This window comes from Xanthomonas sp. PPL134, from assembly GCF_040595915.1.
Classification (GTDB): Bacteria; Pseudomonadota; Gammaproteobacteria; order Xanthomonadales; family Xanthomonadaceae; genus Xanthomonas_A; species Xanthomonas_A indica.
In genome coordinates, this window is record NZ_JAMDLL010000003.1 from 376,142 (window position 1) to 401,384 (window position 25,243).

Here is a 25,243-nt window from a genome sequence, read left to right on the forward strand (position 1 = left end):
GGATCCGCCATGCCGAACCGCCCGCTCTCTCCGCTCCGCTGGCTGGCCGCGCTCGGCCTGACCGCCCTGGCCGCGCCGCCGCTGCTCGCCGAGAACTTTGCCGAGGTCAAACCGTCGCCGCAGCAGGTGGCCTGGCAGGACCTGGAATTCGGGGTGATCGTGCATTTCGGCACCAATACCTTCCTGGATCGCGAGTGGGGCGACGGCACCGCCAGTCCCAAGGTGTTCGCGCCCGATCAGGTGGACCCGGCGCAGTGGGCGCGCGCCTCCAAGGCGGCCGGCGCCAAGTACCTGATCCTGGTCGCCAAGCACCATGACGGCTTCGCGCTGTGGCCCACCGAGGACAGCGCCTATTCGGTGAAGAACAGCCCGTGGCTCGGCGGCAAGGGCGACCTGGTGAAGATGACCAGCGAGGCCGTGCGCAAGGAAGGCATGGGCTTCGGCATCTACCTGTCGCCGTGGGATCGCCACGAGCCCAAGTACGCCGATCCCAAGGCCTACGACAAGTTCTACGCCGCGCAACTGGTGGACCTGGCCTCGCACTACGGCCCGCTCACCGAGTGGTGGCTGGACGGCGCCGGCAGCGCCGGCCACGTGTACAACTTCGACAAGTACATGGAGGAGCTGCGCACCTACCAGCCCAACGCCATGGTCTTCGCCGACACCGCGCTGTTCGAGTACGGCGACGTGCGCTGGGTCGGCAACGAGGCGGGCGTGATCGAGGGCGAGAACTGGAACACCATCGATCGCCATGGCTACCTGCGCTGGCGCCCGGTCGAGGTGGACACGCCGCTGCACAAGCTGCAGTGGTTCTGGCACCCGAACAGCGACCAGACGCTGAAGAGCGTCGACGAGCTGGTGCAGATCTGGGAAGACAGCGTCGGCCGCGGCGGTCAGCTGGTGCTGGGCATCGCCCCGGACAAGCGCGGCCTGCTGCCCGAGGCCGACGTGAAGCGGCTGGAGGAAATGGGCCAGGCGCTGCAGGCGCGCTACGGCGCCGACCGCAACCTGGTGCGTGGCCGGCTCAAGAACGACGACGGCATTGCCGCGGCGGTGGACGGCGACCGCGATACGTTCTGGAGCGCGCCGGACGGCACGCACCACGCCACGCTGGAGCTGCAGTTCAAGCAGCCGGTGACCTTCGACACGGCAATGTCGATGGAATGGCTCAACGACGGCCAACTGGTGCAGAAGTACGCGGTGGAAGTGTTCCGCGACGGCGCCTGGGTCAAGGTGGCGCAAGCGCAGGCGATCGGCCACATGAAGATCGACCACTTCCCCGCGGTCACCGCCTCGCGCGTGCGCCTGAACATCCTGTCCAGCGTCGATGCCGCACATATCCGCGAGTTCCAGTTGTTCAACGTGGGAGCCTCCGCGACGCGTTGAATCTGCCCGCGACGTACGAACGAAGCCGTGCCCGGCGTGAAGCCGGGTGCGGCTTTTTCGTTGGAGCTATGCGCTGCATTTGTAGCGAGGGCACCGGTGTGTAGGCGCGACAGTTCCGGCGAAGGCAGGCGAGTGCCGCCGGTCAACTCCCCGCTCCCCCCGGGAGAGGGGTCGGGGGTGAGGGTACGGGTGCCGGTAGAGAGTAGGGCACAAGCGCAGCCTCTCCACGATTCGTGATCGAAGGTCGATGGCGAAGCCGTCCGGCGCGGTACGCTGCAACGTCACACCCGTGTCTGGCCGGTACGCACGCACGCCTCGAAGCGACCGACCCTGCCACACTCATGCGAGGAGAACGCGATGCTGCCGAATGCAGGCGACGAAACCACGTCAGGCGAGGCGGGGCATGCCACCGCCCGGGCACCCACAGCCGCCGGGCAGAGCGACCCTCGTGGCGATCCCGCCACAGCGATCGGTGCATCGCCGACAGCAGCCGGCGATGCATCCGAGCCTGCGCCCGTCGCGATCCTGGCCAGTGCGTCAGTGCCGGTCGGAGGTGAGGCGCGCATCAGCCAGGCACCGGGCCTGGTGACGACGGCGGCGGTCACGTATGTCGGCGGGGACAGCAAGGCGGCCTTGGCGGCGCAAGCCGTTTTGCTCAAGAAGATGGAAGCGCCGCCGGCCGACGATGCTTCGCAACTTCAGCGAATCGACCCGCCGGCCGATGCCATCCTCGCCGTGGCGACGGCTGCACCGGGCCCGGGAGCCGAGCAGGCCGGAAACACCAACGACGCGCCGGATCACTCCGATGCCAGGTAGCCACTGAGCGCACGCTGCGCAGGCGGCCACGCGTCGCCGCACGACTGCATCCACCACACACACCATTCGCAGGGAGCAGCGCATGACTGACACGCCGGATTCGAAAACCCAGGCCTTGTACGACATGACCCGCCAGTGGTTGGGACGTGAACTGTCCGACGACGAGCGCGCGCAATTGCGCGCATTCGCAGCGTCGACCCAGGAAATGCCGCAGGTGACAAACGCGACGCCCAACCCGGCTGCGTCGTCACGCGCTGCCGAGATCGAACGCACGCAGCAGCGGATCGATGCGGCCAGGCACGCCACCGATACCGCCGGGCGCAGCGCCGATACCGCCATGCGCGAGGGCGACCAGACGGTCCAGGATGCGATCGCGGCCGCAGCGGCGCAGGACAGGAGTTGGCCGAACGGGCCCGCGGGCCTGGCCCCCGATGGACCGACGTCGGTGGGCCAACAGGCCGACCTGCTGGCCGACACGATCAGGCGTCAGGTAAAGGAGGAGGTCGATCGCCAGTTCGCCGCGCTCGCACAACAGATGCAGGCAGTGGTCGGCGCAGCGCGTGCGCAGGACCCGATTGCGCCGCCGCCATCATCGGTCGGCACGCTGTTCGAGAGCGCAGTGTCTGCGCAGCGGCAGAGCAGTACGCTGGCGCAGGCGTCCCTCCCGGAGATGGGGCAGACGCGCGGCCCGGGTGCCACGGCCGGCGCGGTGGAGAAGATCGCTCAGGCCGGTGTCCCCGACAATCTGGCCAGCTTGCTGGTGGTGCTGCAGGCGTTCAAGAACAATACCCCGCCGAAGTCTTGAGCCTCATTGCTGACGACACGCTGCGCGACGGTGCAGCGCGGCACGTCGTTGCGTTTATTGCGGCAGCCGCTGCATCCGCGACGGGCAATCCCGCTAACGCGCGTCGCGGCGGCGGTAGCTCCCAAGAACTTGCGGTGCGTTGGTCAGGTGCACTGTGGGAGGGACTTCAGTCCCGACGCCGAACAAGGTTGGGTAATCGGGAGACCTCGTTGATCGAAGCGCATGATCGTTGACGCCTGCCAGTAGGCGGCCCCTCGCGATTGAAGGCTCACTAGCCCCGTCGGACCTCGCATCCGCAGCGGCGTCGCGCACGACGATCGACGTTCCGCTACACCACGGGGTGCTTCCAGCCACGCTGACGTCGCCTCGTGACGCGTGCGACCGTTTTTTCTGGAAGCGCTTGCCTGAATCAAGTAGCCATCGCTGCACCGCGCACGCATTCCGGCGTGTCGGCCGGTGCACGCGACATCTCGCTGCTGCGGTACGCCTCGCCCCATTCGCGCAGGCTGATCAGCACCGGCGCGAGGGATTCACCCAGCGGCGTCAGCGCATATTCGACCTTGGGCGGCACCTGCGGATAGACGTGCCGCACGATGACGCCGTCCTCCTCGAGCTCGCGCAACTGCAGGGTCAGCATGCGCTGCGTGGCATTGGGAATCAAGCGCGTCAGTTCCATGAAGCGCTTCTTGCCGGAGAGCAGGTGGAACAGGATCACCGGCTTCCAAACCCCGCCGATCACCGAAAGCGTGACTTCGACCGCGCAGCCGCTCTTGCCATCCAGACGTTTCAGACGCATGGTCTTTATACCTACAGAATTGATAGTACCTGCGAAAATTGTACGTTCTTGCGATGCAGGAAGTGCATCCCGACAATGCCTGCAACGCGGCTTCGCTGCAACCGATGCGGCGCCGCCCCTCGCCACTTTTTCGAAGGATGTCGTGCCCATGAAAGCCATTACCTTGCGCCAGCCCGCTGGCCTCGAGAACCTCCACCTTGTCGATCTGCCCGATCCCGGCGAGCCGGGCGCCGGCGAACTCCGCGTGCGCGTGCATGCCAGCTCGCTCAACTTCCACGACCTGGGCGTGGTGACCGGTCGGATGCCCAGCGCCGACGGCCGCATCCCGATGTCCGACGGCGCCGGCGTGGTGGAGGCGGTGGGCGAAGGCGTGGACGAGTTCGCCGTGGGCGACGCGGTCGTCTCGACGTTCTTTCCGACCTGGCTGGATGGCGGCCCGACCATCGCCGATTTCGCCACCGTGCCCGGCGACGGCGTCGACGGCTATGCACGCGAATACGTCGTTCGTCCCGCGCACTGGTTCACGCACGCCCCGCGCGGCTACAGCCATGCCGAAGCGGCGACGTTGACGACCGCAGGGCTCACCGCGTGGCGCGCACTGGTGGTGGATGCGCGCCTGAAGGCCGGCGACACCGTGCTGGTGCTCGGCACCGGCGGCGTGTCGATCTTCGCCCTGCAGTTCGCCAAGCACATGGGCGCCACGGTGATCGCCACCTCGTCCTCCGACGAGAAGCTGGCGCGTGCGCAGGCGCTGGGCGCCGACTTCACCATCAACTACCGCCGCCATACCGACTGGGCGGCCAAGGTGCTCGACTACACCAACGGCCGCGGCGTCGACGTGGTGATCGAAGTGGGCGGACCGGACACGCTGGGCCAGTCCATCCGCGCCTGCCGCATCGGCGGCCACATTGCCCTGATCGGCGTGCTGACCGGCATTGCCGGCCAGGTGCCGACGGTGGCGCTGATGCAACGCCACCAGGCTCTGCAGGGCCTGATCGTCGGCAGCCGCAGCCACCAGCGCGACATGGTCCGCGCCCTCGACGCAACTGGCATCAAGCCGGTGGTCGACCAGACCTTCGCGCTGGAAGACATCGCCGATGCGTTTGCGCATCAGGCGGCGGGGAAGCATTTCGGGAAGCTGTGCTTGTCGATCTGAATCGGGCGGGCGAAGGAAGACAGGGCCGGGGCAGGAGATTGATAACGCCGTTGCACGGCCCTGGCGATCTTCGATGGCGGAATCTTGGCCGACGAGCAGCATGGAACGCTGCTCGTGGTGGTAGGCTTCACGCGCAACGGGGCCCAGGCGTCACGGATGTCTGGTGACGGCAGCGCTTAGCGCCATCCTCAGTGTTCCTGCCGTTACGCGCTATATCTGGGGGTGGCGTGAAAAAGTACCTTCCCGTTTCTCTGGTCATTGTCGCCCTCATCGCAGGGCTGATGGTGCGTGGCGTTGTCGGAGGCGAGAAGCGGGTTGGCGATCTCAGCGGCGGTGAGGTGTCAATTCCCTCTGCAGTCGAACCCAAGGAAACGCCAAGTGACGGTATCCATGTCGAATCTGGTGTCGCTAGATCGCGATCGGCGGAGTATCTGTCCAGGTTTGAAGCAGTAAAGGATAAGGCGTTGCGTGGGGATGCAGCGGCTCAATTGGAGCTGTCCCGGATGTACGATCGCTGCTTCTCCGTCAGCATGTCTCGGCAGCAGTATCTCTCCGGTGTGGATGCAATGGCACTTCAGGCAGCCAAGGCTGCAGCCGCCATGAAAGCAACTGCCAGGCGCATTGCAGACGACTGCGCGTTGGTTGAAGGCGGTTCTCCCATTCCGCTGGATGCGCAAAAGGAATGGTTGAAGGCATCTGCGGCTTCAGGAAATCTGGCTGCAAAAATAAGATTTCATGTGAGATATGCGGGCGAGGCAAGGGAGAGTGTCGCCGATCTGGTGCAGGCGGCGGTCGAGAGGCGAGATTCCGAAGCGATGTTCGAACTTGCGGATCTGCTGTCGACTCAGCCGTCCGATGCAGAACTGGGGCCGTTCGAGACCGTTGCTGGAGATGAGGCATCCGCATATGCCTGGGGAATCGTCGCGTGTCGGATGGGCGCGGAGTGTGGTGCTGGATCGGCGGTCATTGAAGGGTCTTGCTTGAATGGTGCCTGCGCCTCGAACTACGAGCAGTTGGTTCGCAGAGACCTGTTGCCCAAGGGAGAGGGTGAGCGCTTGGATAGAAACATAGCGCGCATAGATTCTCTGCTTGGTCGGAAATGACCGCGCCATCCAATTGATGGGGTTTCGCCTTCGCAAAGTGGGGATGGCGGCATCGTGCGTACCTGGTGGCTGCGTAAGTCCCGCCACGGAACCGCGCCGGCTCGGCCTGACGGGCTAGTCGCCCGCCACGAAGTAGACCATGCGCCAGCCCTGATCCGTCTTGGAGAAGCCTGCGCGGTAATCGATACCGGCGTGGGTCGGGCATTGAATCATGTTCTTGTCGACATACCCGCATGCGTGTGCCGTGAGCCGGGCAAGCGTGCGCAACTCGGATGGCGACGTGCGCCAGCTCTGGATGGCCTGGTCGGCATCGCCGTCCCCACCGAAGCTCCAGACGAATTCCTGCACCATCAGCCCGCGAAGGGACTGCAGATCGCGGTGCGCCGCGGCCCGATGCACGGCGGCGATGGCCGCGCTCGCGTTCTTCGGGAGCTTGGGATGCGGCGTACTGGCCAGAGCGCCGATCGGCGACAGCAGTGCGAGGCAGATGGCGGCTTTCAGGATCGTCATGGGAGTCGCGCCGTGTGTGGTCATGGCGTCGCGAGCGCAGCGCCGCACTTCCGGCATTCCGTGCGTGCCTGTCGATGGCCTTGTGGCGCGTTGAGCGCGGCACAGGCGTCGCAGAAGCGTATCAAGCGAATGGTCTGCCAGAGCCCGTATGCCATGAAACCGACGGCAGCGGCCAGGAAAAGAGGCGGCGCGTCAGTCGCCCAGAAGAAGACCAGCAGCATCACATCGGTGGCGATGCTGCCAACAATGAACACCCGCCGCTTCAGGGGCGCATTCTTGTTGAAGGTGAAGAACGCCAGCGCCAGAAGCCCGATCGCGGCCCAGAACCCGAAGAGGTAGGGATAGAGTTCGTTCAACTGTTGGGGCGTGAGGTGCATGGATGTCCTGTCCGGATGCAGATGTGCTGGTCGGAGTCTAGGGCCTGGCGACATCAGGCGCGCGACAGCCTGCGATGCCCTGGTGTCATCGTGTGGAGGCTGCTGGCCCGGGCGCGTAATCAAACGCCTGCATCGCGCTGCGGAAGTGCGGCGCCGCAGGACGAGCAGAAACGATCCGCGTGGTCCACGTGGTGACCCGACGGGCACTTGGCAACGCTGAGCAGCCAAGGCTTGCGGTAGAGGGAGTACAGCATCGAGAAAGCCATGCCATAGAAAAACATCCAGTGCCCGGAGAATCCGCGCAGCAGGGTGGGTGTCACCCCTTGCACTTTCGGTTGATCGCCCGTCAGGTGGGCGACGATCAAGAAGTTCACGATGGCGTAGGCGAACAGGCCGTAGGTGGCGTAGCGCATCCAGCGTGGAGATCCCGCCAGCGAGCGCTTCCAGCTATGGCGGGATTTCAGGGTGTGATTGAGCCGCAGGGAAAGCAGCACGGTCGGCAACCAGACAACGAAGACGCCGAAGTGCATGGCGAAGACGGCCTCGCCACCTGGCGGTACATACCCGGCAAGCGCCATCACGTGGACGATGAGGCTGAGGACGAAGCCGAGTGCGGCGAGCACCAGCAGGGGAAGCAGGAGCGCGATCATGCGGTGGCTGGGAGGCGATGTGGGTGTGGTGCGCTAGGGAGGCGGCCCTGGCTCGGTCACCTGGACGGCCGGGCCGTCGACGAGCTTACAGAAATAAGCGCATTGCGACCGATGCTTTATAAGAATGACACGACTAACGGGGTCAGATCACTTGGCGGTCGATTTGGATGCCTCACGCGGACAATATCCGGGCCTGATGCGCAGCTTAGTCCTGGCTCGGACCGTACAGCGGATCAGGTGCACTTAGAAAGTCAACTTGACCGCGCTTCTGCAAGGCCTGGATGCGACCGGCCGCTTCGTTGGTAGGCAGCCTGGGAGGTAGTGCCGGTGATCTGGACTGACAGGTTGCCTGTCAGGCTAAGATTTCAGCAAAGAAAACGGGCCTTTAGGCCCGTTTTTCTTGTTCGCAGATACTTGCCGCAGATGTCGACCTACGCTTAGCTCAAGCCCCTTCGGAGCCGCAGGCTTTCCTAGCGTACTTGTAGTCGACCAACACCCAAGTGCCTCCGTTCGAGCCAGAAACGAACTTGTAGCTCCACGACTGGGAGACGCCACCACTGCAGTTCGAGACCGAATACGTGTCTCCGGGCTGTCCGGGCGGTAGCGGGCCCGGCGGGCCATCCCCAGGCGACTGCGGGCGTACACGACCGTCCGTTGTACGGGTATATGTGACGGTAACGTCCTGCAGCTTATCGAACTCCCCGATCAGATGCCCGTTTACATACTGAGCATGCTGCCGAAGCCAAGCCACAACCGCCTGCTGCTCAGGAGACTTGTCGGCATAGGTTGCCGTGGTCGTGATGATGAATGGCGACGAGGGGGCAGCGCCGGCGAAAAGCGGGGCAACGAGAAGCTGAGCCGCGAATACGACTTTCAGCAGGTTCTTTGCGAGGTTCATGGTGATCTTCCATGGCGGATAGGCGCTCACACCAACACGCTATTCCCATCCCTAACCAGCCACAACACCTGGTGACATTTGTCTACAAGATAAAGCCGTTCAGCTAGACCAGAGCGAGATCTCAGCCCTGGACTAACGGGGTCAGGTTCCGTTGAGTTGGATGTTTTGCGGGGCTGTATGTGGGCCTAATACTTACTAAGTACCTTGTCTTCGCTTGGATCTTGTAACCGGTCAGCTCTACGCGGGAAGTCAATCTGACCCCGTTTCTCTGGCCACGCTCACCACCAGTTCGCCGTCGCGCACCTGCACGCGCAGCGTACTGCCGATGGTGAAGCCCAGTTCTTCCATCCAGCGGCCACCCAGGCGCAGCGCGGGCGTGCGCTTGCCGTTGGCGGAGTGGCCGCAGCCGACGGTGCACTGCTGTGGCGGGCGTGGGCGGCGGGGCGGTCGCGAGGCGCGGGCAAGATCGGCGGCGTTGGCGGCGGCGACCTGTTCGGGTGTCAGCATGGGGGTGAGCGACGACTCGACGATCGTCCACTGCGGGCAGTGGCGATGCTTGTGCGACTTGCGCTTGCAGGGAGCGGCGGGGCGGGGTGACGGTTGACGCATGACACAGCCTCCTTGGCAGACAGGAACCCGCGCCGAACGGCGACGGGATGTCGGGAGGTTAGAAACCGCACACAGCCGGCGGGCTTATTTCCCCGAAGGGTGTTGTATTCGCCGCCCTCCCGACGCAGACAGCGCGTCGGAGTGTGCCTGCGAACAGGCACAAAAAACCCACCGGTTTGACGGAGGTGGGTGCCGCTGTGTGAGGAGTTTCTACGCTCCTTGGAGGGGATGGTGCTACTGGTTTTTGAGGATGTCAACTGCTTTCGGCGAGTGAAGGTTTCTAAAGTGAATTGACTCCGGCTATGCAAGCGCCTCTGCTTGAAAAATTTCTAGGTGCGGCCGCCAGAAACTCTATAAGGTCTAAGCTGAAGCTTTCCGGTCGCGATATCTTGAGCAAATTGTTCAGCAATCTGTGGGGCCTTGCTCTCTAGCTCCGCAGCTATTGTTGCCAGATACTGAGCATGTCCCTTGAGTTTTTTCTGCTCTTCGACAAGGTTGGATATTGGCATCAAGGCGTACTTTATGTTCGCATCATCGCTCTTTTCAAAAAATGTCGCGTCTACCGGTGTCTTTTGCTTGTCCAGGCTTGCGGTGAAGAAGATGAAAGCGTCATGGCCAGGAACCCTGCGGCCTGCCCAGTGAGCGAAGATATGACGAATTTGGCGATGCTGTACGAAGATCTCTGCGGCTTTCAAAATTCCTTTTGCCAGATCAATATTCCAAGTGCAACTGTCAGCGCTAGCTACAAGATGATCTAATACGTCCTTTTCGATGAGTTTTAAAGCAAAGGCTGTGGGTTCGCCGAGTCTGATGTGGGTGAGGCAATTTACCACGCGTCGCGATTCAAGATCTGCGATGCAGTAGGTCTGAATAAACGTTCCAATCAGTTCATAATCTTGAGCTGAAAGCGGATCAGTGTCACTTATTATATGCCCAAGAGACAGTCTTGCCTTGAGCAATCCGTCCGTTGCTGGGGCGCTGCGGTTCAGTCTATGGCCTTCCATGACGCCTCCAAGAGTTTAACGCTTAAACTAGGCAGCGTCGCTAAGCGGCCTTGGCTTAATGAGCTGTTAGCCATCGGCCCCGCCTCCTTTTCTGGAAATATAGTCTCTGACCTCATCCGGGCGACAGTGATTAAGCCAAAGAGGATGCCACAGTAGGACGGCAAGACGAGGGACATTGCAGAGGTCAGGGTTGGGTGGAGGGCCAAGAAAACCAGGGTCAGGGTGCACTTTCCCTGCGGAGAGTCTGGACGTTGCCCGCTGGGAAGGGTTGTTCGAACGCACGAAGCTGGCTAGCGCGCAGACCACTATCGCTGCTTCGTGCTGGATGCGATCGACCCAGATGAGACAGCGGCCATCCGCCTCAACTTGAAGCGTCAACACGCGCTGGGCAACGACCGTTTCCGTGAGGCGATTGAACGCCAGCTTGGCCGTCGAGCCGGCCCTGCACGAATCGGGCGGCCGCCGAAGGTCAGATTGGTAGTAGAAGAAGATGGAAGTGCACTCTCACCCCTGTTTTCCCTTGTGCCGCCCAGCATCTTATAGGAAAGTACACTCTGACCCCTGTTTTCGTCGGCTTGAATGAACTTTTATGCAACTTCCAGACTCGCGCGATGAATCCTCTCCAGGAGGTGCCGAAAATGCATGTGATCTGTTTTCTCCTCGCATCGCATCATTAGCTCTTCGGCATCTCGCATAAGCGCGTGTAGCTGTTCTGCTCTCTCCGGAGGGGGCACTCGCCTCGAGGATTGAATTTTCTCTAGGGTATTTAAGATTCGCTCGTACTCGATTGCGGATATTGAACCTCTCCGAGCACCGCGCCCTCTGTCGTGCATTGAAAGCTCCATGAGCTTTCTCATTTCCTGCATTTCAGCACGTAGAACACCGAGAGCTAGTCCCTCCTTATCGCCCTTCAATTCGGGAATCTTTGCGGATTGACTGAGCGCAAGAAGCTTTACGATTGAATTGATGTTGCCCGCTTCACCACCAGCGGTGACAGTAGCTTCGATTGCATCTTTTAGCTCCCTTTGACTTCTTAGTACGTCGTGATACTTCATGTCCTTTGAATATTCAAGGTAACGCAAGGGCGCGATATCAAAGATCTTTGGTGTTCCTACCTCCTGAATTAGGACGACAGGCCTATCAAATGCTTGCCTTATTCCAAGTTCAAAAAATACATTCGGATTTCGGCTACTTAGGTCGCATATGGCAACAGGCGTTTCAATTAATTTCTTGAGTATGTCTAAGTGAATTAGGTTTGTTGCTTTTACGTCATCCGCTCTTACTGCTGTGTAGCCAGCCATCTCGCAAGCTGGGCCCACTACGTTGTCGTACACTTGTTTGAAGTGGCCCGCCGGGTAACCATCCGTATCCGCGATAGGCATGATGATGAAGCAGTCTTTGCTTTTGGCCGTATCAGCCATGGTTCCATCCCCCTGTTGCATAACGCCCGAATTAAGACGCGCCGCAAGGCGGCGTCGGCTTGAATGACTTGTTAGAACGAACTCTGCGCAGCTCTCGGCTCGTGGTTATACACCTGAACGACTTCGTACTTGACATTTATCATTATGCCGCTATCTGGATCGGGACGGCGATGAATCTTCAAAGCGGCGTGTAGCACGTCGCCTGGAGCGATAGTAATCGCGTGCGAGAAGAAGTTGTCATAGAACGACTCGTCAAGTACAGGAGCAGAGATGCGTATGCCGCGCCAATAGAACTCCCACTTGCGTCGCCCTCTGGCTAGGATTGCCCTGGATATTTCCAAGTGAGCATCCTCGATGATGGTGTTCGCGTCGTCCGGCGAGTGGCGATCTATTAGAGCTTTGAACTGGCTCCGAGGAATTACCGGGAGGGCTGGCCAGTTGCCTGTCGGCGTGATCTTCAATCCTGACACGTCACGATCAAGCATGGCGCCACTGAAAACCTGACCCATGGAGTTCTCAAAGCGCTGCGAATTTTCGACAGACTTCTTTGCCTCGTATACATCTCTCGGGACGATGATTATCTTATCCCCCGAGCGAATTTCTACGGACCCGTCATTAACGATGACGGTTGGCTGTTTATCCGACCCTATTGTTTGGTCGTATATCCACGTAGCGATAAGGCCGTAGATGATCGCCTTTGAGGCCTCATGGGAGAAGATGTTCTTGGCTTTCTTTACTATCGTTTTGATAGTCGCTCGAAAGCTACCGTCATCCAATCGCTCGACGACCACTTCGATCGAGTGACCCGGGTTGATGATCGAGTTCGCTTCTTTGATCGCATTTGCCAGGCCGACCAAAGAGGTCGCCAGGGCGTATGCGTTGATCTCCCTGCGATCGGTGTCGAAATGTAGTACGAAGCGGTCCGCTTCGCGCGGAATCTCTACGATTTCCATGAGCCCCCAACTCGTTCTAACTACTATTCGGCGACAAGATGATGTGTAAAACAGGTGTGTAGCGTGCCGATACAGCCGTTTTTCGTAGCAGCACCTGTTGCAGTTTCGATCTTTCGTGGTTCAAGCCGTCGCCTAATACTTGCGTCTAAACCCACAGCCATTCCCCCAGTGCATCCCGCACAAGGTCGACGCTACCACTTGTTGACGAACGTCACAAGTTAAAGGCCGCTCGGCGAACCGCCGGCGGCCTTAATTTGTAGACAAGTTGTTTGACCCCGCGCCATCCGGATTTACCGGGCGGCGCGCTCCGCGGATAAGTCAGTTACTGGGCGTACTCCAAACCTGCCCCGTAACTCCCCGCACGCTCGCATCAGGCGTGCTATCCAAATCAAACACAATCACGCTATTCCCGCCGCTCCGCTGCCAAGGCGCCGGAAAATACAACGCCCGCTGCGGCCCAATCTTCCAGTGCCTTCCCAGGTTATGGCCATTGGCCCAGGCGAAGCCTTTGCCGAAGGCCTGCATGTCTAGGAACGTATCGGCAGGCGTGCCGATCTTCAGCGTGCCGCGGTGGAAGGCCGGGCCATCGACCTTGGCGGTGGTCCAGCCGGTGAGCTTGCTCGGGTCGTCCATCGGCAGGGGGAAGGTCTGCCAGCCGGTGAGGGGCTTGTCGTCGAGCAGCACGGGGTCGACCAGGCCGGCGTGGCCATCGGGGAGGTGGGCGCCGTAGTTGATGCGGCCGGTGTTCTCCACCAGCACGTCGAGGGTGTGGGGGCCGGCGGGGATGTCCACGTCCACCGCCACCTGCTGCAGGCGGCGCTCGGCGCTGCCGGCCAGTGTGCGGTCGACGTAGACGCGGGCGTAGTCGCGCACTTCGCCCAGGTACAGGCTGCCCTTGCGCGGGCCGGTGACGGTGGTGCGGTAGAGGATGTAGCCGTAGGCCTGGCCGTAGCGCTCCATCGGCTGTGGGATGTCGGTGGTGGCGGCCGGGGCGGGCAGGTTGTCCCACAGCGAGGCGGATTCGCGCAGCGGTGTTGCCGGTAGTTCGGCGAAGCGGATCGGCTTGGGCAGCGCCGGCGGAGCGATGCCAGTAACCCGCTGGATGGCGTCGCGGAACAGGGTGAACTTGGGGGTGGGGCGGCCGGCTTCGTCGAGCACGGCGTCGTAGTCATAGCTGGTGGTCTGCGGGGCGTAGTGGTCGCTGGGGTTCTTCTGGAAGTTGGCGCCGTTCATGAAGCCGAAACTGGTGCCGCCGACGAACATGTAGAGGTTCGCGGAGTGGCCCTGGCGCAGGATCCATTCGAATTCGCTGGCCTGCTTGGCGCCATCGGTGGCCGCGTGCTTCTCGCCCCACTGGTCGAACCAGCCGGCCCAGTATTCGCCGACCATCTGCGGTTGCCCGGGGCGGAACTTGGCCAGGGTCTCGAAGGCGTTCTTGGCGTCGCCGGGGGCGAAGTTCACCACGGCCAGGGTGTCGGGCAGGGTGCCGTTGGCGAGCACGTCAGGGCCGTCGGCGGTGAACAGCAGCGCCTTGTCGAAGCCGGCCTGGACGAACATGGCGCGGTTGCGGCGCATGTAGGCGTGGTCGTCGCCGTAGGAGCCGTATTCGTTCTCCACCTGCACGGCGACGATCGGGCCGCCGTTGCCGTTGAGCCGCGGTTTGACCTGGGCGGCGAGCGCGTCGAGGTAGGCCTGACTGGCGGCGAGGAAGCGCGGGTCCTGGCTGCGCACGCGCATGCCGGGTTCGGCGAACAGCCAGGCGGGATAGCCGCCGGCTTCCCACTCGGCGCACACGTACGGGCCGGGGCGCAGGATCACGTTGAGGCCTTGTGCGGCGGCTTCGTCGACGAAGGCGGCGATGTCGTTGTTGCCGCTGAAATCGAACTGGCCCTGGTGCGGTTCCACAAGGTTCCAGAACACGTAGGTCTCCACCGTGTTCAGGCCCATCGCGCGCGCTTTCTGCAGGCGGTCTTTCCAGTAGGCGCGGGGAATGCGCTGAAAGTGGATGGCGCCGGAAATGACCTGGTACGGCTTGCCGTCGCGGATGAAGTGATCGCCCTGGGTGGCGAAGGCGGGCCAGGCGGTGCCGCCTTCGGCCGCGCGTACGCGTGTGGCGGGCAGGGCGAACGCCAGGGCGAGGGCGAGAGCGGCGAGGGTCTTACGCGGCATGGGGGATTCTCGAAAAAAGCGATGCGATTGCGACAGTAGGACGACCGGAGCGCGCGCCAAATTGCATCGGGTCACGCACAGGCGCGGATGTGGGGAACCACCAATCCCGATTCCCCAATCCCCATTCCCGGCCGTCAGCTAAACGAGGGCGGCAGATCATCCTTGCCCGCGCCGAACGCGGTGTTGGGCTTCGGCCCCATCTCCAGTTCCAGCGTGCCGCCGGCGGCGAGGTCGGCATGGCGCAGCCAGCTGCGGGTGTACGGCTTGCCGTTCCAGCGGGCGCTCTGGATGTAGACGTTGGCCGCGCTGTTGCCGTGGGCGACGATGCGCAAGGTGCGGCCGTTGCCCACGTCCAGTTCCGCACGCTTGAACAGCGGGCTGCCCAGCACGTAGTTGGCGCTGACCGGGTCCACCGCGTACAGGCCCAGCGCGCTGAGCACGAACCAGGCGCTCATCTGCCCGCAGTCCTCGTTGCCGGACAGGCCGTTGCGCGCGTCGTGGTATTGCTCGCGCAGCAGCCGCCGCACCATCGCCTGGGTCTTGTACGGTTGCCCGGCGTAGGCGTAGAGGTAGGCGACGTGGTGGCTGGGTTCGTTGCCGTGCGCGTACTGGCCGACCATGCCGTCGATGTCCGGCGGCGCGTCCGCCGGCAGTTCGGAGCTGGTGGTGAACAGTTCGTCGAGCTTGGCGACGAAGTGGTCGCGGCCGCCGAACAGCTCCATGTAGCCGTACAGGTCGTGCTGGTTGAGGAAGGTGGCCTGCCAGGCGTTGGACTCGGTGAAGTCGCGCCACTGCGCGCTGTGGCCCATCGCGCGCGGATCGAACGGGGTGGCCCACTGGCCATTGCTCAGGCGCGGCTGCACGAAGGTGCTTTCGCGGTTGAACACGTTGCGGTACTGACGCGAGCGTTCGCGCAGGTGCTTGGCGTCGTCGTTGGCGCCGACCGCCTGCGCCAGGTGCGCCACCGCCCAGTCGTCGTAGGCGAATTCCAGGGTGCGGCTGACCGATTCGTCGACCTTGTCGCAGGGGATGTAGCCCATCGTCCGGTACAGCCCCAGGCCGTGCACGTCGTCGTCCATCGCGCGCTTGCGCCACGCCGGATACGCGGCCTTCCAGTCGATGCCGGTGAAGCCCTTGGCGTGCGCTTCGGCCAGCACCACGGCGGAGTGGTAGCCGATCATGCAGTCGGTCTCCACGCCCTGCAGCGGCCAGATGGCGACGCCCTGCGGCGATTCGTGGGCGCCGCGCACCAGGCACTGCACCAGGTCGGGCACGCGCTCGGGCTGCACCAGGGTCAGCAAGGGATGCAGGGCGCGGTAGGTGTCCCACAGCGAGTAGGTGCTGTAGTTGTGGTAGCCGGCCGGCGCCTGGTGCACCTGCAGGTCCATGCCGCGGTAGCGGCCGTCGGTGTCGCTGAACAGGGTCGGCGCGATCAGGCTGTGGTACAGCGCGGTGTAGAAGATGCGGCGCTGCGCCTCGTCGTCGCTGTCGATGCGCACGCGCCCCAGTTCCTTTTCCCATTCGGCCACGGCGGCGGCATGCACGCGGGCGAAGTCGAAGTCGGGCAGTTCCGCGTCGAGGTTGGCCAGGGCGTTCTCGGCGCTGACCGCGGAAATGCCGACCTTGACCAGCAGCGGCGCCCGCGCGGCATCGGGGTAGTGCAGCGCCAGTTTCAGGCGGTTGCCGTCGGCGCTGCGCGCGCCCGCGGCCAGCGGCTGGTCGTCGGCGTACAACTGCGCGCTGGCGAACGGCCGCGACAGGCGCATGGCGAAGTAGATGTAGCGGCCCTTGGCCCATTGGTAGACGCGGCGGCCGCCGGTGACGGTCTGCGCGTCGACCAGGCGCAGGCTGGCGTCCTCGACGCGGGTGGGGATCTCGGGCTTGTCCTGCATGCCGTGGCACAGGTCCAGCAGCAGGTGCGCCGGCTTGCCCTTGGGGAAGTGGTACCGGTGCAGGCCGGCGCGCGCGGTGGCAGTGAGTTCGGCATGCACGCCGCTGTCCTTCAGGCGCACGCGGTAGTAGCCGGGCGAGGCGGCTTCGTCGGCATGGTCGAAGCGCGAGCGGTAGCCGGCGTCGGGGTCGTCGAGCGGGCCGGGCTGCAGTTTCACCTCGCCCACGGCCGGCACCACCAGGAAATCGAGCATGTCGCCGACGCCGGTGCCGGACAGGTGGGTGTGCGAGAAGCCCATGATCGAGCCGTTGTCGGCGTGGTAGCCCGAGCAGGCGTCCCAGTCGGCGTTGGAGGTATCCGGGCTCAGTTGCACCATGCCGAACGGCAGCGTGGCGCCGGGGAAGGTGTGGCCGTGGCCGCCGGTGCCGATGAACACGTCGACGTTGCGGGTGAGCTCGGCCTTGGCGCGCGCGTCGGCCGGCAGCGCGTAGCTGCCGGCGCGTGCCTGCGCCAGGCGCGCGATGCCGCTGCTGCCGAACAGGGCCAGGGCGATGGCGCCCTGCAGGAAACCGCGTCGTGTGGCCATGGTGCTGTCCTCGGGGGTGTGCGGCGGTGCGGTGGGGGTTCGGTTTTTTGTAGGAGCGGCTTCAGCCGTGATGGGGCATGACCGAAAACGCCCGGTCGCGGCTGAAGCCGCTCCTACGACAACAGGTGCGGCTTGCGCTGATGCAGATCGATGATCAGTTCGCCGAACAAGGTGTTGGCCCAGGCGAACCAGGGGCGGGTGAAGGTGCTCGGGTTGTCCTTGTCGAAGGCTTCGTGCATGAAGCCGCTGTCGGCGTCGGTGGTCTTGAGCCACTGCAGGCACTGGCGGATCTGCGCGTCGTCGTCGCTGGCCAGCGCGTACTGCATCAGCGACATCGGCCAGATCGTGCCCAGGCCGCTGTGCGGGCTGCCCACGCCCTCGGCGGCGCGGCCGCGATAGAAGTACGGGTTGCGCTCGCTCCAGGCCAGTTGCCGCGTGCGCAGGAACACCGGATCGCGGCGATCGCAGCAGCCCAGGTAGGCCAGGCTCAGCAGGCCGGGCGCGTTGGCGTCGTCGATGAACAACTGGTTGCCGTAGCCGTCCACCTCATAGGCCCAGAACGGCTGGCCGTCGGCGTCGCGCATCTGCCCGAACTGACGGGTGGCGGTCTCGACCTGGTCGGCCAGGACGCGGCACTCGCCGGCGAAGGCGGCGTCGTGGTGCAGCGCCTCGCTCATCGTCGCCAGTTGCCGCAGCGAGGTCACCGCGAACAGGTTGGCGGGGACGAACAGCGGGTACAGGCAGGCGTCGTCGGACGGGCGGAACATCGAGTGGATCATGCCGTTGGGCCGGGTCGGCTGCCCGTAGCCGTCCAGGACCAGGGTCTCGGTGGCCAGCGGCGAGGGCCGCTGGAAGCTGTACGGGCCGCGGCCGTGCAGGCGCTGCTGTTCGCGGAAGGTGCGCACCACCACGTGCATGGCGGCGCGCCAGTTGTCGTCGAACGGCGCGGCATCGCCGCTGGCGCGCCAGTACTCGTGCGCCAGGCGGATCGGATAGCACAGCGAATCCACTTCCCACTTGCGCTCGCCGACGCCGGGCTTCATCTCGGTGATGTCGGCCACCGACCACTTCAGGCGCTGGCTGGTGCCGTCCGGCAGGAACGCGTTGGCGTAGGGATCCAGGCGGATGCAGGCCGCCTGGCGCTGGATCAGCCCGTGGTACATGCGTCGCAGCGCCGGGTCGCGCCTGGCCAGCGGCACGTAGGGATGCACCTGCGCGGAGGAATCGCGCAGCCACATCGCCTCGATGTCGCCGGTGATGACGAAGGTGTCCGGCTTGCCGTTGCGGGTGCCGGTTTCGACCGTGGTGTCGAGGGTGTTGGGGTAGCAGTTCTCGAACAGCCAGGCCAGGCGCGGATCGGCGATGCCGGCCTTGACCGTGCGCAACTGGCGCTCGACCGCGGCGCTGACGAAGCGGCGCTTGCCCGGCGGCGGCCGCTTGCTGGGCAGGGCGGCGGAGGCCGATGCCGCGGCGGCGGCCGGCAGCGCTCCGCTCAGCAGTGCGGCGCCGGCGCTGGCGCCGAGGAAGTGGAGGATGTCGCGGCGGGTGGGCATGGCCTGGAACGCTCCGTGGAATCGACGAACGCTCCCCGCGCGCGGCCGGCACCAAGAGGCGCCGGCCGCGGCCGGGAGGGCAGGTTGATGGTACCTATAACGGACCAATTTGCGACGACCTTACAACGTGTGGCCGTTCGATGCATCCTGCGACCGCACACGCTGCCGGCTCAGTGGTGGTGGTGCGCGCCATGCCAGTGCATCGGTCCCGAGCATACGCAGTCGCCGTCGTCGTCGCCGTTTCCGGCATGGCCGAACAAGGCCTCCAGCAGCCGCCGCGATGGGCTCCACTCGCCGATGGCCGGGTGGATCAGCATCGCCTTGCAGGCCTCCAGGTGGCTGCCGCTGAGCGCGGCGTCGATGGCGGCGTGTTCGTAGGCCTTGACCGTGCGCACCAGGCCCTGGATCGCCTCGGGCATCGGCCGTGCCGGCAGCGGGGTGATGCGGTCACGCTCGATGGTGGAGGAGATCTCGACGATGTCGTCGTCGGCCAGTTCCGGCATGCAGCCCTGGTTGCGCACGTTGACCACGTGCCGCCCCGGCAGCGCGCCGGTCAGCGCGCTCATCACGTCCACGGCGATGCGGTGGTAGCCGGTGCTGGCGCGGAACGGATCCGGCTGCGGCGCGAGGTCGTCGGCGAAGGCCGAGCCGGCCTCGGCCTCCAGCCGCATGTACGAGCCGGAGCGCTGCTGCAGGTAGGCGGCGTAGGTCTGCACCGCGCCGCTGCCGTCGCCGGCGTTGAGGCGGCTGCGCAGGTTGGCGATCAGAGTGTGGTTGAGCTGTTCGATCTCGCTGCCGCGGCTGGCGCCGCTGGCGCGCTGGTTCTCCAGGGCGCGACTGCGCTCGTAGTAGAAGTACAGGTACTCGGTGGGGATCAGCCGCAGCGTGCGCAGCATGTCGAAGTCGAACAACGGCGCCAGGTAGAGCTGGCGCAGGATCGCATCGTCGGCCAGGATGCGGTCGAGCACGTCCTCGCCGCGCACGCGCACCGCGCGGATCCAGCCCAGGTGGTTGAGGCCGACGTACTCGCAGTCCACGTCCGCGGGCGGCTCGCCGAGCGCGCGGGCGATGTTGTGGAACAGCTCCACCGGCGTGTCGCAGATGCCGACCACGCGCGCGCGGGTGTGGCGGCTGATGGCCTGGGTGATCAGCCCGGCCGGGTTGGTGAAGCTGACCAGCCAGGCGTCGGGGCTGAGCCGCTCCACCATCCGCGCCTGCTCGATCGCCACTGGCACCGTGCGCAGCGCCTTGGCGACGCCGCCGGGGCCGGTGGTCTCCTGCCCGGCGTAGCCGTGGCGGATGATGGTGTGCTCGTCGGTGGCGCGCTGATGGATGCCGCCGATGCGGATGCTGTTGAGCACGAAGTGCGCGCCGTCGATCGCCGCTTCCGCCGAACTGGCCGCGTTGACCTGCAGCTCGCCGCCGAACTCGGCGACCACCGCGCGGCCCAGCGCGACCATCAGCGCCAGCCGATCCTGGTCCGGATCGTAGAGCACGATCTCGCGCGCGCCGAGCGCTTCGGCGGCATCGTTGACGCCGTACACCACCAGCGGCGCGCGCACGCCGCCACCGCCGATCAGGGCGAGTTTACGGTTGGGAGAGGAACTGCTCATGGAGACTCCTGAGACGTGGGGGATCGGGAAGGCCGTCGAGCGCGCCGAGCGCGGTGCAGCAGGCGGCGCCGCACAGGCAGCCGCGCTGCGCGCAGGCATCGAGGGAGGCGTGGTCCAGCAGCGCGTCGATGAAGCCGGCATCGAAGGCGTCGCCGGCGCCGGTGGTGTCCTGCACGGCGACCGTGGGCGCGGCGACCCGCCGCGCGCCGGTGGCATCCACCACGCAGGCGCCGGCGCCGCCGAGCTTGATCGTCACCTGCGCCAGGCCCAGCGTCTGCGCCCAGGCGGCGCAGGACGCGGCATCGTCGCCGGCGCAGCCGGCCAGGGCCGCTTCCTTCTGGTTGGGCAGGAAGTGATCGACCGCGCGGCAGGTGGCGTGGTTGTCCGGATCGGCCAGCCAGGCCGGGTTGAAGCCGACGTCCAGCGAGGTACTGCAGCCGGCCGCGCGCAACGCCGGCAGCAACGTGCGCGCCAGCGTCGCCGGCAGCGGCAGCGCGAAGTGCACGTGGCGTGCGGCGCACATCGCCTCCAGCGCGGTCGCGCTGCCCAGCAGCGGCTCCAGCGCGGCGTTGGCGCCGGGATAGGTGAAGAACGAACGGTCCTCGCGCAGCGACACGCTGGCGGTGACGCCGGTGCCAGCGGGATGATCGACCAGGCCCTCGGTGCCGACGCCGAAGGCGCCCAGGCGCTGCGCGAACCAGGCGCGGTCGCCAGCGCCGATCGCGCCGATCAGCGTGACCTTGCGCCCCAGCCGCGCCAACCCGCAGGCGGTGTTGACGGTGCCGCCGCCGAGATCGCGGTGGTAGTGCCGCGCCATCGCTTCCTCGCCCGGCCCGGGCCAGGCGCTGAAGCCGCTGAAGATGTGGTCGAGGTAGACCTCGCCGACCACCGCGACGTCATGGGTTTTCATTGCTGGAAGGGCCATGCTGCCTCGCGTTTGGCCTGGATGAGATAGAGCGCGGTGCCCGCGCACAGCGCCAGTACCGCCGCCAGCAGCCGTGGCAGCGGGCTGGTGGCCAGCAGCGCCAGCCAGCCGCCGACGCTGATCAGCAGCGGCCACGGATACAGCGGCATGGCGAAGCGCGCACGGCGCCGCGGCTGCCGCCGCAGCAGCACCACCGCCAGGCATTGCGCCAGGAACTGGAACAGGATCTGGATGATCATCAGCGTGGCGATCAGGTCGTCCAGCGACAGCGGACAGGCCAGCGCCGAGGTGATGCCGACGAACAGCAGCGACACGGTGGGAAAACGCCCGCGCGGATGCAGCCGCGCGAACACGCCGAAGAACTGGCCGGACGCGGCCGCGGCATACGGCACCCGCGAATAGCCCAGCAGCACCACCAGCGCCGAGCCCCAACTGGCGAGCACGATCAGCACCACCGCGACGGTGCTGCCCACCGGGCCATAGATGGCCTGCATGAAGTCGGCGACCACCGCTTTTGACTGCGCGGCCTGCTGCCACGGCAGCACGCCGAGCAGGGTCACGTTCAGGCCCAGGTACAGCACCGCCACGATCGGGATCGACCACAGCACCGCGCGCGGAATCGTGCGGCGCGGCTTGCGGATCTCGCCGCCGAGCATGCACACGTTGTTGTAGCCGCCGTAGTCGTACACCGCGATCAGCGCCACCGCACCGAAGCCCAGCCAGAAGCCGTGCGGCGAGGCCGGCCGCGCCTGCAGGAACTCGCGCGCCAGCGCCATGTCGAAATGCAGCGCGCCGCTGAGCACGATCCACACGCAGGCGGCGATCACCACCGCGCTGACCAGCAGCGACAGCACCTGCACCAAGCGCACCTGTCGATATAGCAGCGCGGTGTTGAACAGGCACAGCGCCATGGCGATGCCGGTGAGCGCGGTGTGGCTCAGCCCCGGCATCAGGTAGGCCAGGTACTGCGCGCAGCCGACTGCCGCCGCGGCCACCGACAGCGGTGCGGTCAGCAGCGTCTGCCACAGGTACAGGAAGCCGAACAGGCGCCCGGCGCGGTCGCGGCCGTAGGCTTCGCGCAGGTAGTGGTAGGGCCCGCCCGAGCGCGGGATCGCCGAGCCCAGTTCGGCCCACACCAGGCCATCGCACAGGCACAGCAGCGCGCCGACCACCCAGCCCAGCAGCACCGCCGGCCCGGCCAGCGCCGACAGTGCCAGCGGGATGGTGATGAACGGGCCGATCCCGATCATGTTGAGCAGGTTGGCCGACAGCGCGCTCCAGAACCCGAGCGTGCGCGGCGGCGCGCCCTGGTCTGCGGCGGAGGACGCGACGGGGGCGGCGAGCGACGTCATGTGCATGCGCGATCCTGCGGGGAGGGAAGGGGAGCGAAGGCTTGCGTGGCAGGCGCGGGTACCAGGCCGTCGGCGCAGCGCAGCAGGCCCGGCTGCAGGCGATGCAGATCCAGGATCAGCACCTGGTTGGCGCCGGCGCGCAGCCAGGCGCCCGGGCAATACAGGCATTGCTGCGGGCCGATGTCCCAATAGCGCCCGAGCAGGCGCCCGTTGACCCACAGATAGCCCTTGCGCCAGTCGCGCATGTCCAGGTGCACGTCGCCGGGCTGGTCCAGGGTGAACGTGGTGGCGAAGAACAGGCCCGGGCGTTGCGGTGATGTCTGCAGCGGGCGCAGCGACGGCGTCGGGTCCGCGTCCAGCGCCAGCCCGCGCACCTCCCAGCCGTGCAGGTCCTGCCCATCGAGCCGCACCGGACCGAGCAGCCCCTTGCGATCGCCCAACGCCGGGCCGAAGTTGATGTGGCCGAAGCTGTCGACCAGCACCTCCAGATCGCGCGTGTCCCGCTCTGCATCCGGCAAACGCAGTTGCAGCGCGCTATGCACGCGCGGATGCCGCATCCGCGACACGTGGTCCAGTTCGCGGCCGTCCAGATGCACCACCGCGTAGTCGTGGACCTGCCCCAGATGCAGCGCCTGGCCCACGCCGATTCGCCGCCGATACAGCACCAGGCCCTGGTCCTGGCCGAGCAGGCGCTGGTTGTCGATCGGGGTGTCGGTCTGCAGCGCGGGGCCGAGGTTGTCCCACAGCGCGGCCACGGGATTGGCCTGCACCGCATCGAAGTGTGCGCGGTGCGGTGCGGCGGGCACCGGTGGCGCGGGCATATCGGCCCGCGCGGCGATGATCTTGCGCAGCGCGAAATAGGCGGGTGTGGCGCGGCCGGCCTCGTCGATCGGCGCGCCGTAGTCGTAGCTGGTCAGCGCCGGCTGGAACTGCGAGCCGTCGTCCTCGGCATTGGCCCCGGCACTGAGGCCGAAGTTGGTGCCGCCGTGCACCACGTACAGATTGAACGAATAGCCGGCGGCGGCGATGCGGCGCAGCAGCGGCGCGTAGTCGCGGCGCGCGAACTGCGGCTCGCCCCAGTGCGTGAGCCAGCCCGGGTAGCCCTCGGACACCCACACCGGCGCCTGCCCGGCGAAGGCCGTGGCCGCCTGCAGATCGTGCAGATCGGGACCATCGAGCCCCAGCGCGGCGCCGGGCAGCATCGCCTGGCGCCGCCGTAGATCCTTGAGCCCTTCGGCCAGCGAGAACGGTCCGTCGACCCCATGCGCCCGCCACAGCGCGGCCAGCGCCTGCAGATAGCCGACGTCGCTGCCGTGCATCGAGTACTCGTTCTCGATCTGCAGCATCAGCACCGGCCCGCCGGCACTGGCCATCAACGGCGCGATGCGCGGCGCGATCGCCCCGATGTAGCGTTCCACCGCCGCCATGTACCGCGCATCGTGGCGATCGCGCAGACGGATGTTCGCCTCGCGCAGCAGATACGGCGGCAACCCGCCCAGCGTCCACTCCGCGCACACGTACGGCCCTGGGCGCAGATACACCCACAGCCCCTCCTGCTGGCACAGCCGGATGAACCCGACGAAATCGCGCTCGCCGCTGTCCAGATCGAACTGCCCGGGCGCCGTTTCCAGCGTGTTCCACATCAGGTACAGCGCGATGGTATTCAGCCCCATCGCTTTGGCCATGCGGATGCGATGCAACCAATCCGCCTTCGCGATCCGTAGCGGATGCAGTTCTCCACTGCGGATCTGCCACGGCTGCCCGTCCAGCGTGAAGCGGCCCTGTGCGAAACCGAAGGTGTGTGGTTTGCCATCAGGGATGGGAGCTAGCCTTGGTGCAGCTGCGCGCAACACCGGCATCGCGGCCAAGCCCAATGGCGCCAGCAAACCGAATCGGCAGAACGCGCGGCGCTTCATTGTGGGCTCCAGCCGGAGCATTGCTGTTGCTGTTGTTCTTCAGCTTTTGCTTTTCCCGGGTTCCCTCCGCAGCGGCGGAGCTGGCGGGCAAAACCCCCCGCAGGGGGGCGGCGCACAAGGATGTGCGCCGTTTTCGGCCGGGGCAGGGCTCGCCGGGAAAAGGCGAAGCACTGCTTAGCCCCGGCAGGCGGGCAGGCGCCGCGAGGCGACTGCCCCGGACTTGGCTGCGAAGCAGACAAGCCCCGTCCGAAAATCCCGCTAGCGGAGCGGACCCGCGCAGCGGGCGCGAAGGCGGGGTGTGCTTGATCAGCCATTCGGCTGCTGTAAAGCGGCTTCTTTTGGTTACTTTTCTTTGCACAAGCAAAGAAAAGTGACTCGCCGTCAGGCGAAAGCTTTTGCTTTTGCTTGTCTGCCCAAGCAGTACCGGGAAAGCCCGTCGGGACTGAAGTCCCTCCCACAAAAAGCGTGGTGCAGTCGAAGTCGGTAAGGCCTGTCGCGGCTGAAGCCGCTCCTACAACAGCCGAGGCGCGCTTTGCTCGAGGCTGCCGATGCAATCTGGCAGCATCGGGAAAGCCCGTCGGGACTGAAGTCCCTCCCGCAAGAGCCATAGTCCAGGCTTTGTCGGTGGAGCCTGTCGCGGCTGAAGCCGCTCCTACGACAAGCGGGGCGCGCGCTGCTTGAGTGGGCTCCCGATGCAGCCTGAGCCAGGCCGCGCCGGTAACGCCCGTCGGGACTGAAGTCCCTCCCACAAAAA

General features: G+C 65.3%; 21 protein-coding genes. 5 read left to right on the forward strand and 16 right to left on the reverse strand.

The window, feature by feature from the left end; genetic code table 11:
• Window positions 1–9 precede the first annotated feature (9 nt).
• The 3 genes from M3U25_RS09465 (at window position 10) to M3U25_RS09475 (ending at window position 3,007) form a co-directional block, all read left to right on the forward strand.
• A complete protein-coding gene (locus tag M3U25_RS09465; RefSeq protein WP_160946483.1) occupies window positions 10–1,386 on the forward strand; it encodes an alpha-L-fucosidase in 1,377 nt (458 codons plus the stop codon).
• 357 nt (window positions 1,387–1,743) lie between these two features.
• Complete coding sequence (locus M3U25_RS09470) at window positions 1,744–2,202, forward strand: hypothetical protein (RefSeq protein WP_355497994.1); 459 nt, start codon at window positions 1,744–1,746, stop codon at window positions 2,200–2,202.
• 82 nt (window positions 2,203–2,284) lie between these two features.
• A complete protein-coding gene (locus tag M3U25_RS09475) occupies window positions 2,285–3,007 on the forward strand; it encodes a hypothetical protein (RefSeq protein ID WP_355497991.1) in 723 nt (240 codons plus the stop codon).
• 409 nt (window positions 3,008–3,416) lie between these two features.
• Here the strand turns inward: M3U25_RS09475 and M3U25_RS09480 are convergent, their stop codons facing one another.
• On the reverse strand, window positions 3,417–3,803 hold the full coding sequence (locus M3U25_RS09480; protein WP_355498563.1) for a helix-turn-helix domain-containing protein: 387 nt from the start codon (window positions 3,801–3,803) through the stop codon (window positions 3,417–3,419).
• 148 nt (window positions 3,804–3,951) lie between these two features.
• On the opposite strand from M3U25_RS09480, the gene M3U25_RS09485 reads away from it, so the two are divergent.
• Window positions 3,952–4,959: an NAD(P)-dependent alcohol dehydrogenase gene (locus M3U25_RS09485; protein ID WP_355497988.1), complete on the forward strand. Its 1,008-nt coding sequence runs from the start codon at window positions 3,952–3,954 to the stop codon at window positions 4,957–4,959.
• Window positions 4,960–5,186: 227 nt separating this feature from the next.
• Window positions 5,187–6,062: a hypothetical protein gene (locus M3U25_RS09490; protein WP_355497985.1), complete on the forward strand. Its 876-nt coding sequence runs from the start codon at window positions 5,187–5,189 to the stop codon at window positions 6,060–6,062.
• Window positions 6,063–6,176: 114 nt separating this feature from the next.
• Here the strand turns inward: M3U25_RS09490 and M3U25_RS09495 are convergent, their stop codons facing one another.
• From M3U25_RS09495 to M3U25_RS09565, 15 genes are all read right to left on the reverse strand, one after another.
• The gene (locus M3U25_RS09495) at window positions 6,177–6,572 is read right to left on the reverse strand and encodes a hypothetical protein (protein WP_355497982.1); all 396 of its coding nucleotides are present in this window, start codon (window positions 6,570–6,572) and stop codon (window positions 6,177–6,179) included.
• 20 nt (window positions 6,573–6,592) lie between these two features.
• On the reverse strand, window positions 6,593–6,949 hold the full coding sequence (locus M3U25_RS09500) for a hypothetical protein (RefSeq protein WP_355497979.1): 357 nt from the start codon (window positions 6,947–6,949) through the stop codon (window positions 6,593–6,595).
• 119 nt (window positions 6,950–7,068) lie between these two features.
• Entirely contained in the window at window positions 7,069–7,599 is a 531-nt protein-coding gene (locus M3U25_RS09505) for a hypothetical protein (protein ID WP_355497976.1), read from the reverse strand.
• A gap of 442 nt (window positions 7,600–8,041) precedes the next feature.
• Complete coding sequence (locus M3U25_RS09510; protein WP_160946479.1) at window positions 8,042–8,497, reverse strand: hypothetical protein; 456 nt, start codon at window positions 8,495–8,497, stop codon at window positions 8,042–8,044.
• A gap of 249 nt (window positions 8,498–8,746) precedes the next feature.
• Window positions 8,747–9,106: a SymE family type I addiction module toxin gene (locus M3U25_RS09515; protein WP_355497971.1), complete on the reverse strand. Its 360-nt coding sequence runs from the start codon at window positions 9,104–9,106 to the stop codon at window positions 8,747–8,749.
• A 329-nt stretch (window positions 9,107–9,435) separates the two neighbouring features.
• On the reverse strand, window positions 9,436–10,110 hold the full coding sequence (locus tag M3U25_RS09520; RefSeq protein ID WP_295946827.1) for a hypothetical protein: 675 nt from the start codon (window positions 10,108–10,110) through the stop codon (window positions 9,436–9,438).
• 587 nt (window positions 10,111–10,697) lie between these two features.
• Complete coding sequence (locus tag M3U25_RS09525; protein WP_355497968.1) at window positions 10,698–11,531, reverse strand: hypothetical protein; 834 nt, start codon at window positions 11,529–11,531, stop codon at window positions 10,698–10,700.
• Between the two features lie 71 nt (window positions 11,532–11,602).
• Window positions 11,603–12,484, reverse strand: coding sequence for a hypothetical protein (locus tag M3U25_RS09530; RefSeq protein ID WP_355497965.1), 882 nt, complete (start codon window positions 12,482–12,484; stop codon window positions 11,603–11,605).
• A gap of 318 nt (window positions 12,485–12,802) precedes the next feature.
• On the reverse strand, window positions 12,803–14,653 hold the full coding sequence (locus tag M3U25_RS09535) for a beta-galactosidase family protein (RefSeq protein WP_355497962.1): 1,851 nt from the start codon (window positions 14,651–14,653) through the stop codon (window positions 12,803–12,805).
• Window positions 14,654–14,787: 134 nt separating this feature from the next.
• A complete protein-coding gene (locus tag M3U25_RS09540) occupies window positions 14,788–17,130 on the reverse strand; it encodes a GH92 family glycosyl hydrolase (protein WP_355497959.1) in 2,343 nt (780 codons plus the stop codon).
• Window positions 17,131–17,243: 113 nt separating this feature from the next.
• On the reverse strand, window positions 17,244–18,683 hold the full coding sequence (locus tag M3U25_RS09545) for a glycoside hydrolase family 125 protein (RefSeq protein ID WP_355497956.1): 1,440 nt from the start codon (window positions 18,681–18,683) through the stop codon (window positions 17,244–17,246).
• 170 nt (window positions 18,684–18,853) lie between these two features.
• Entirely contained in the window at window positions 18,854–20,296 is a 1,443-nt protein-coding gene (locus M3U25_RS09550; RefSeq protein WP_355497953.1) for a 6-phospho-beta-glucosidase, read from the reverse strand.
• Window positions 20,271–21,206: a carbohydrate kinase family protein gene (locus tag M3U25_RS09555; RefSeq protein ID WP_355497950.1), complete on the reverse strand. Its 936-nt coding sequence runs from the start codon at window positions 21,204–21,206 to the stop codon at window positions 20,271–20,273. Before M3U25_RS09555 ends, M3U25_RS09550 begins: the two co-directional genes overlap by 26 nt.
• A complete protein-coding gene (locus M3U25_RS09560; RefSeq protein WP_355497947.1) occupies window positions 21,203–22,573 on the reverse strand; it encodes an APC family permease in 1,371 nt (456 codons plus the stop codon). The genes M3U25_RS09555 and M3U25_RS09560 overlap by 4 nt, the downstream gene beginning before the upstream one ends.
• Window positions 22,570–24,489, reverse strand: a complete 1,920-nt coding sequence (locus M3U25_RS09565; RefSeq protein WP_355497944.1) for a beta-galactosidase — start codon at window positions 24,487–24,489, stop codon at window positions 22,570–22,572. Before M3U25_RS09565 ends, M3U25_RS09560 begins: the two co-directional genes overlap by 4 nt.
• Window positions 24,490–25,243: the final 754 nt, after the last annotated feature.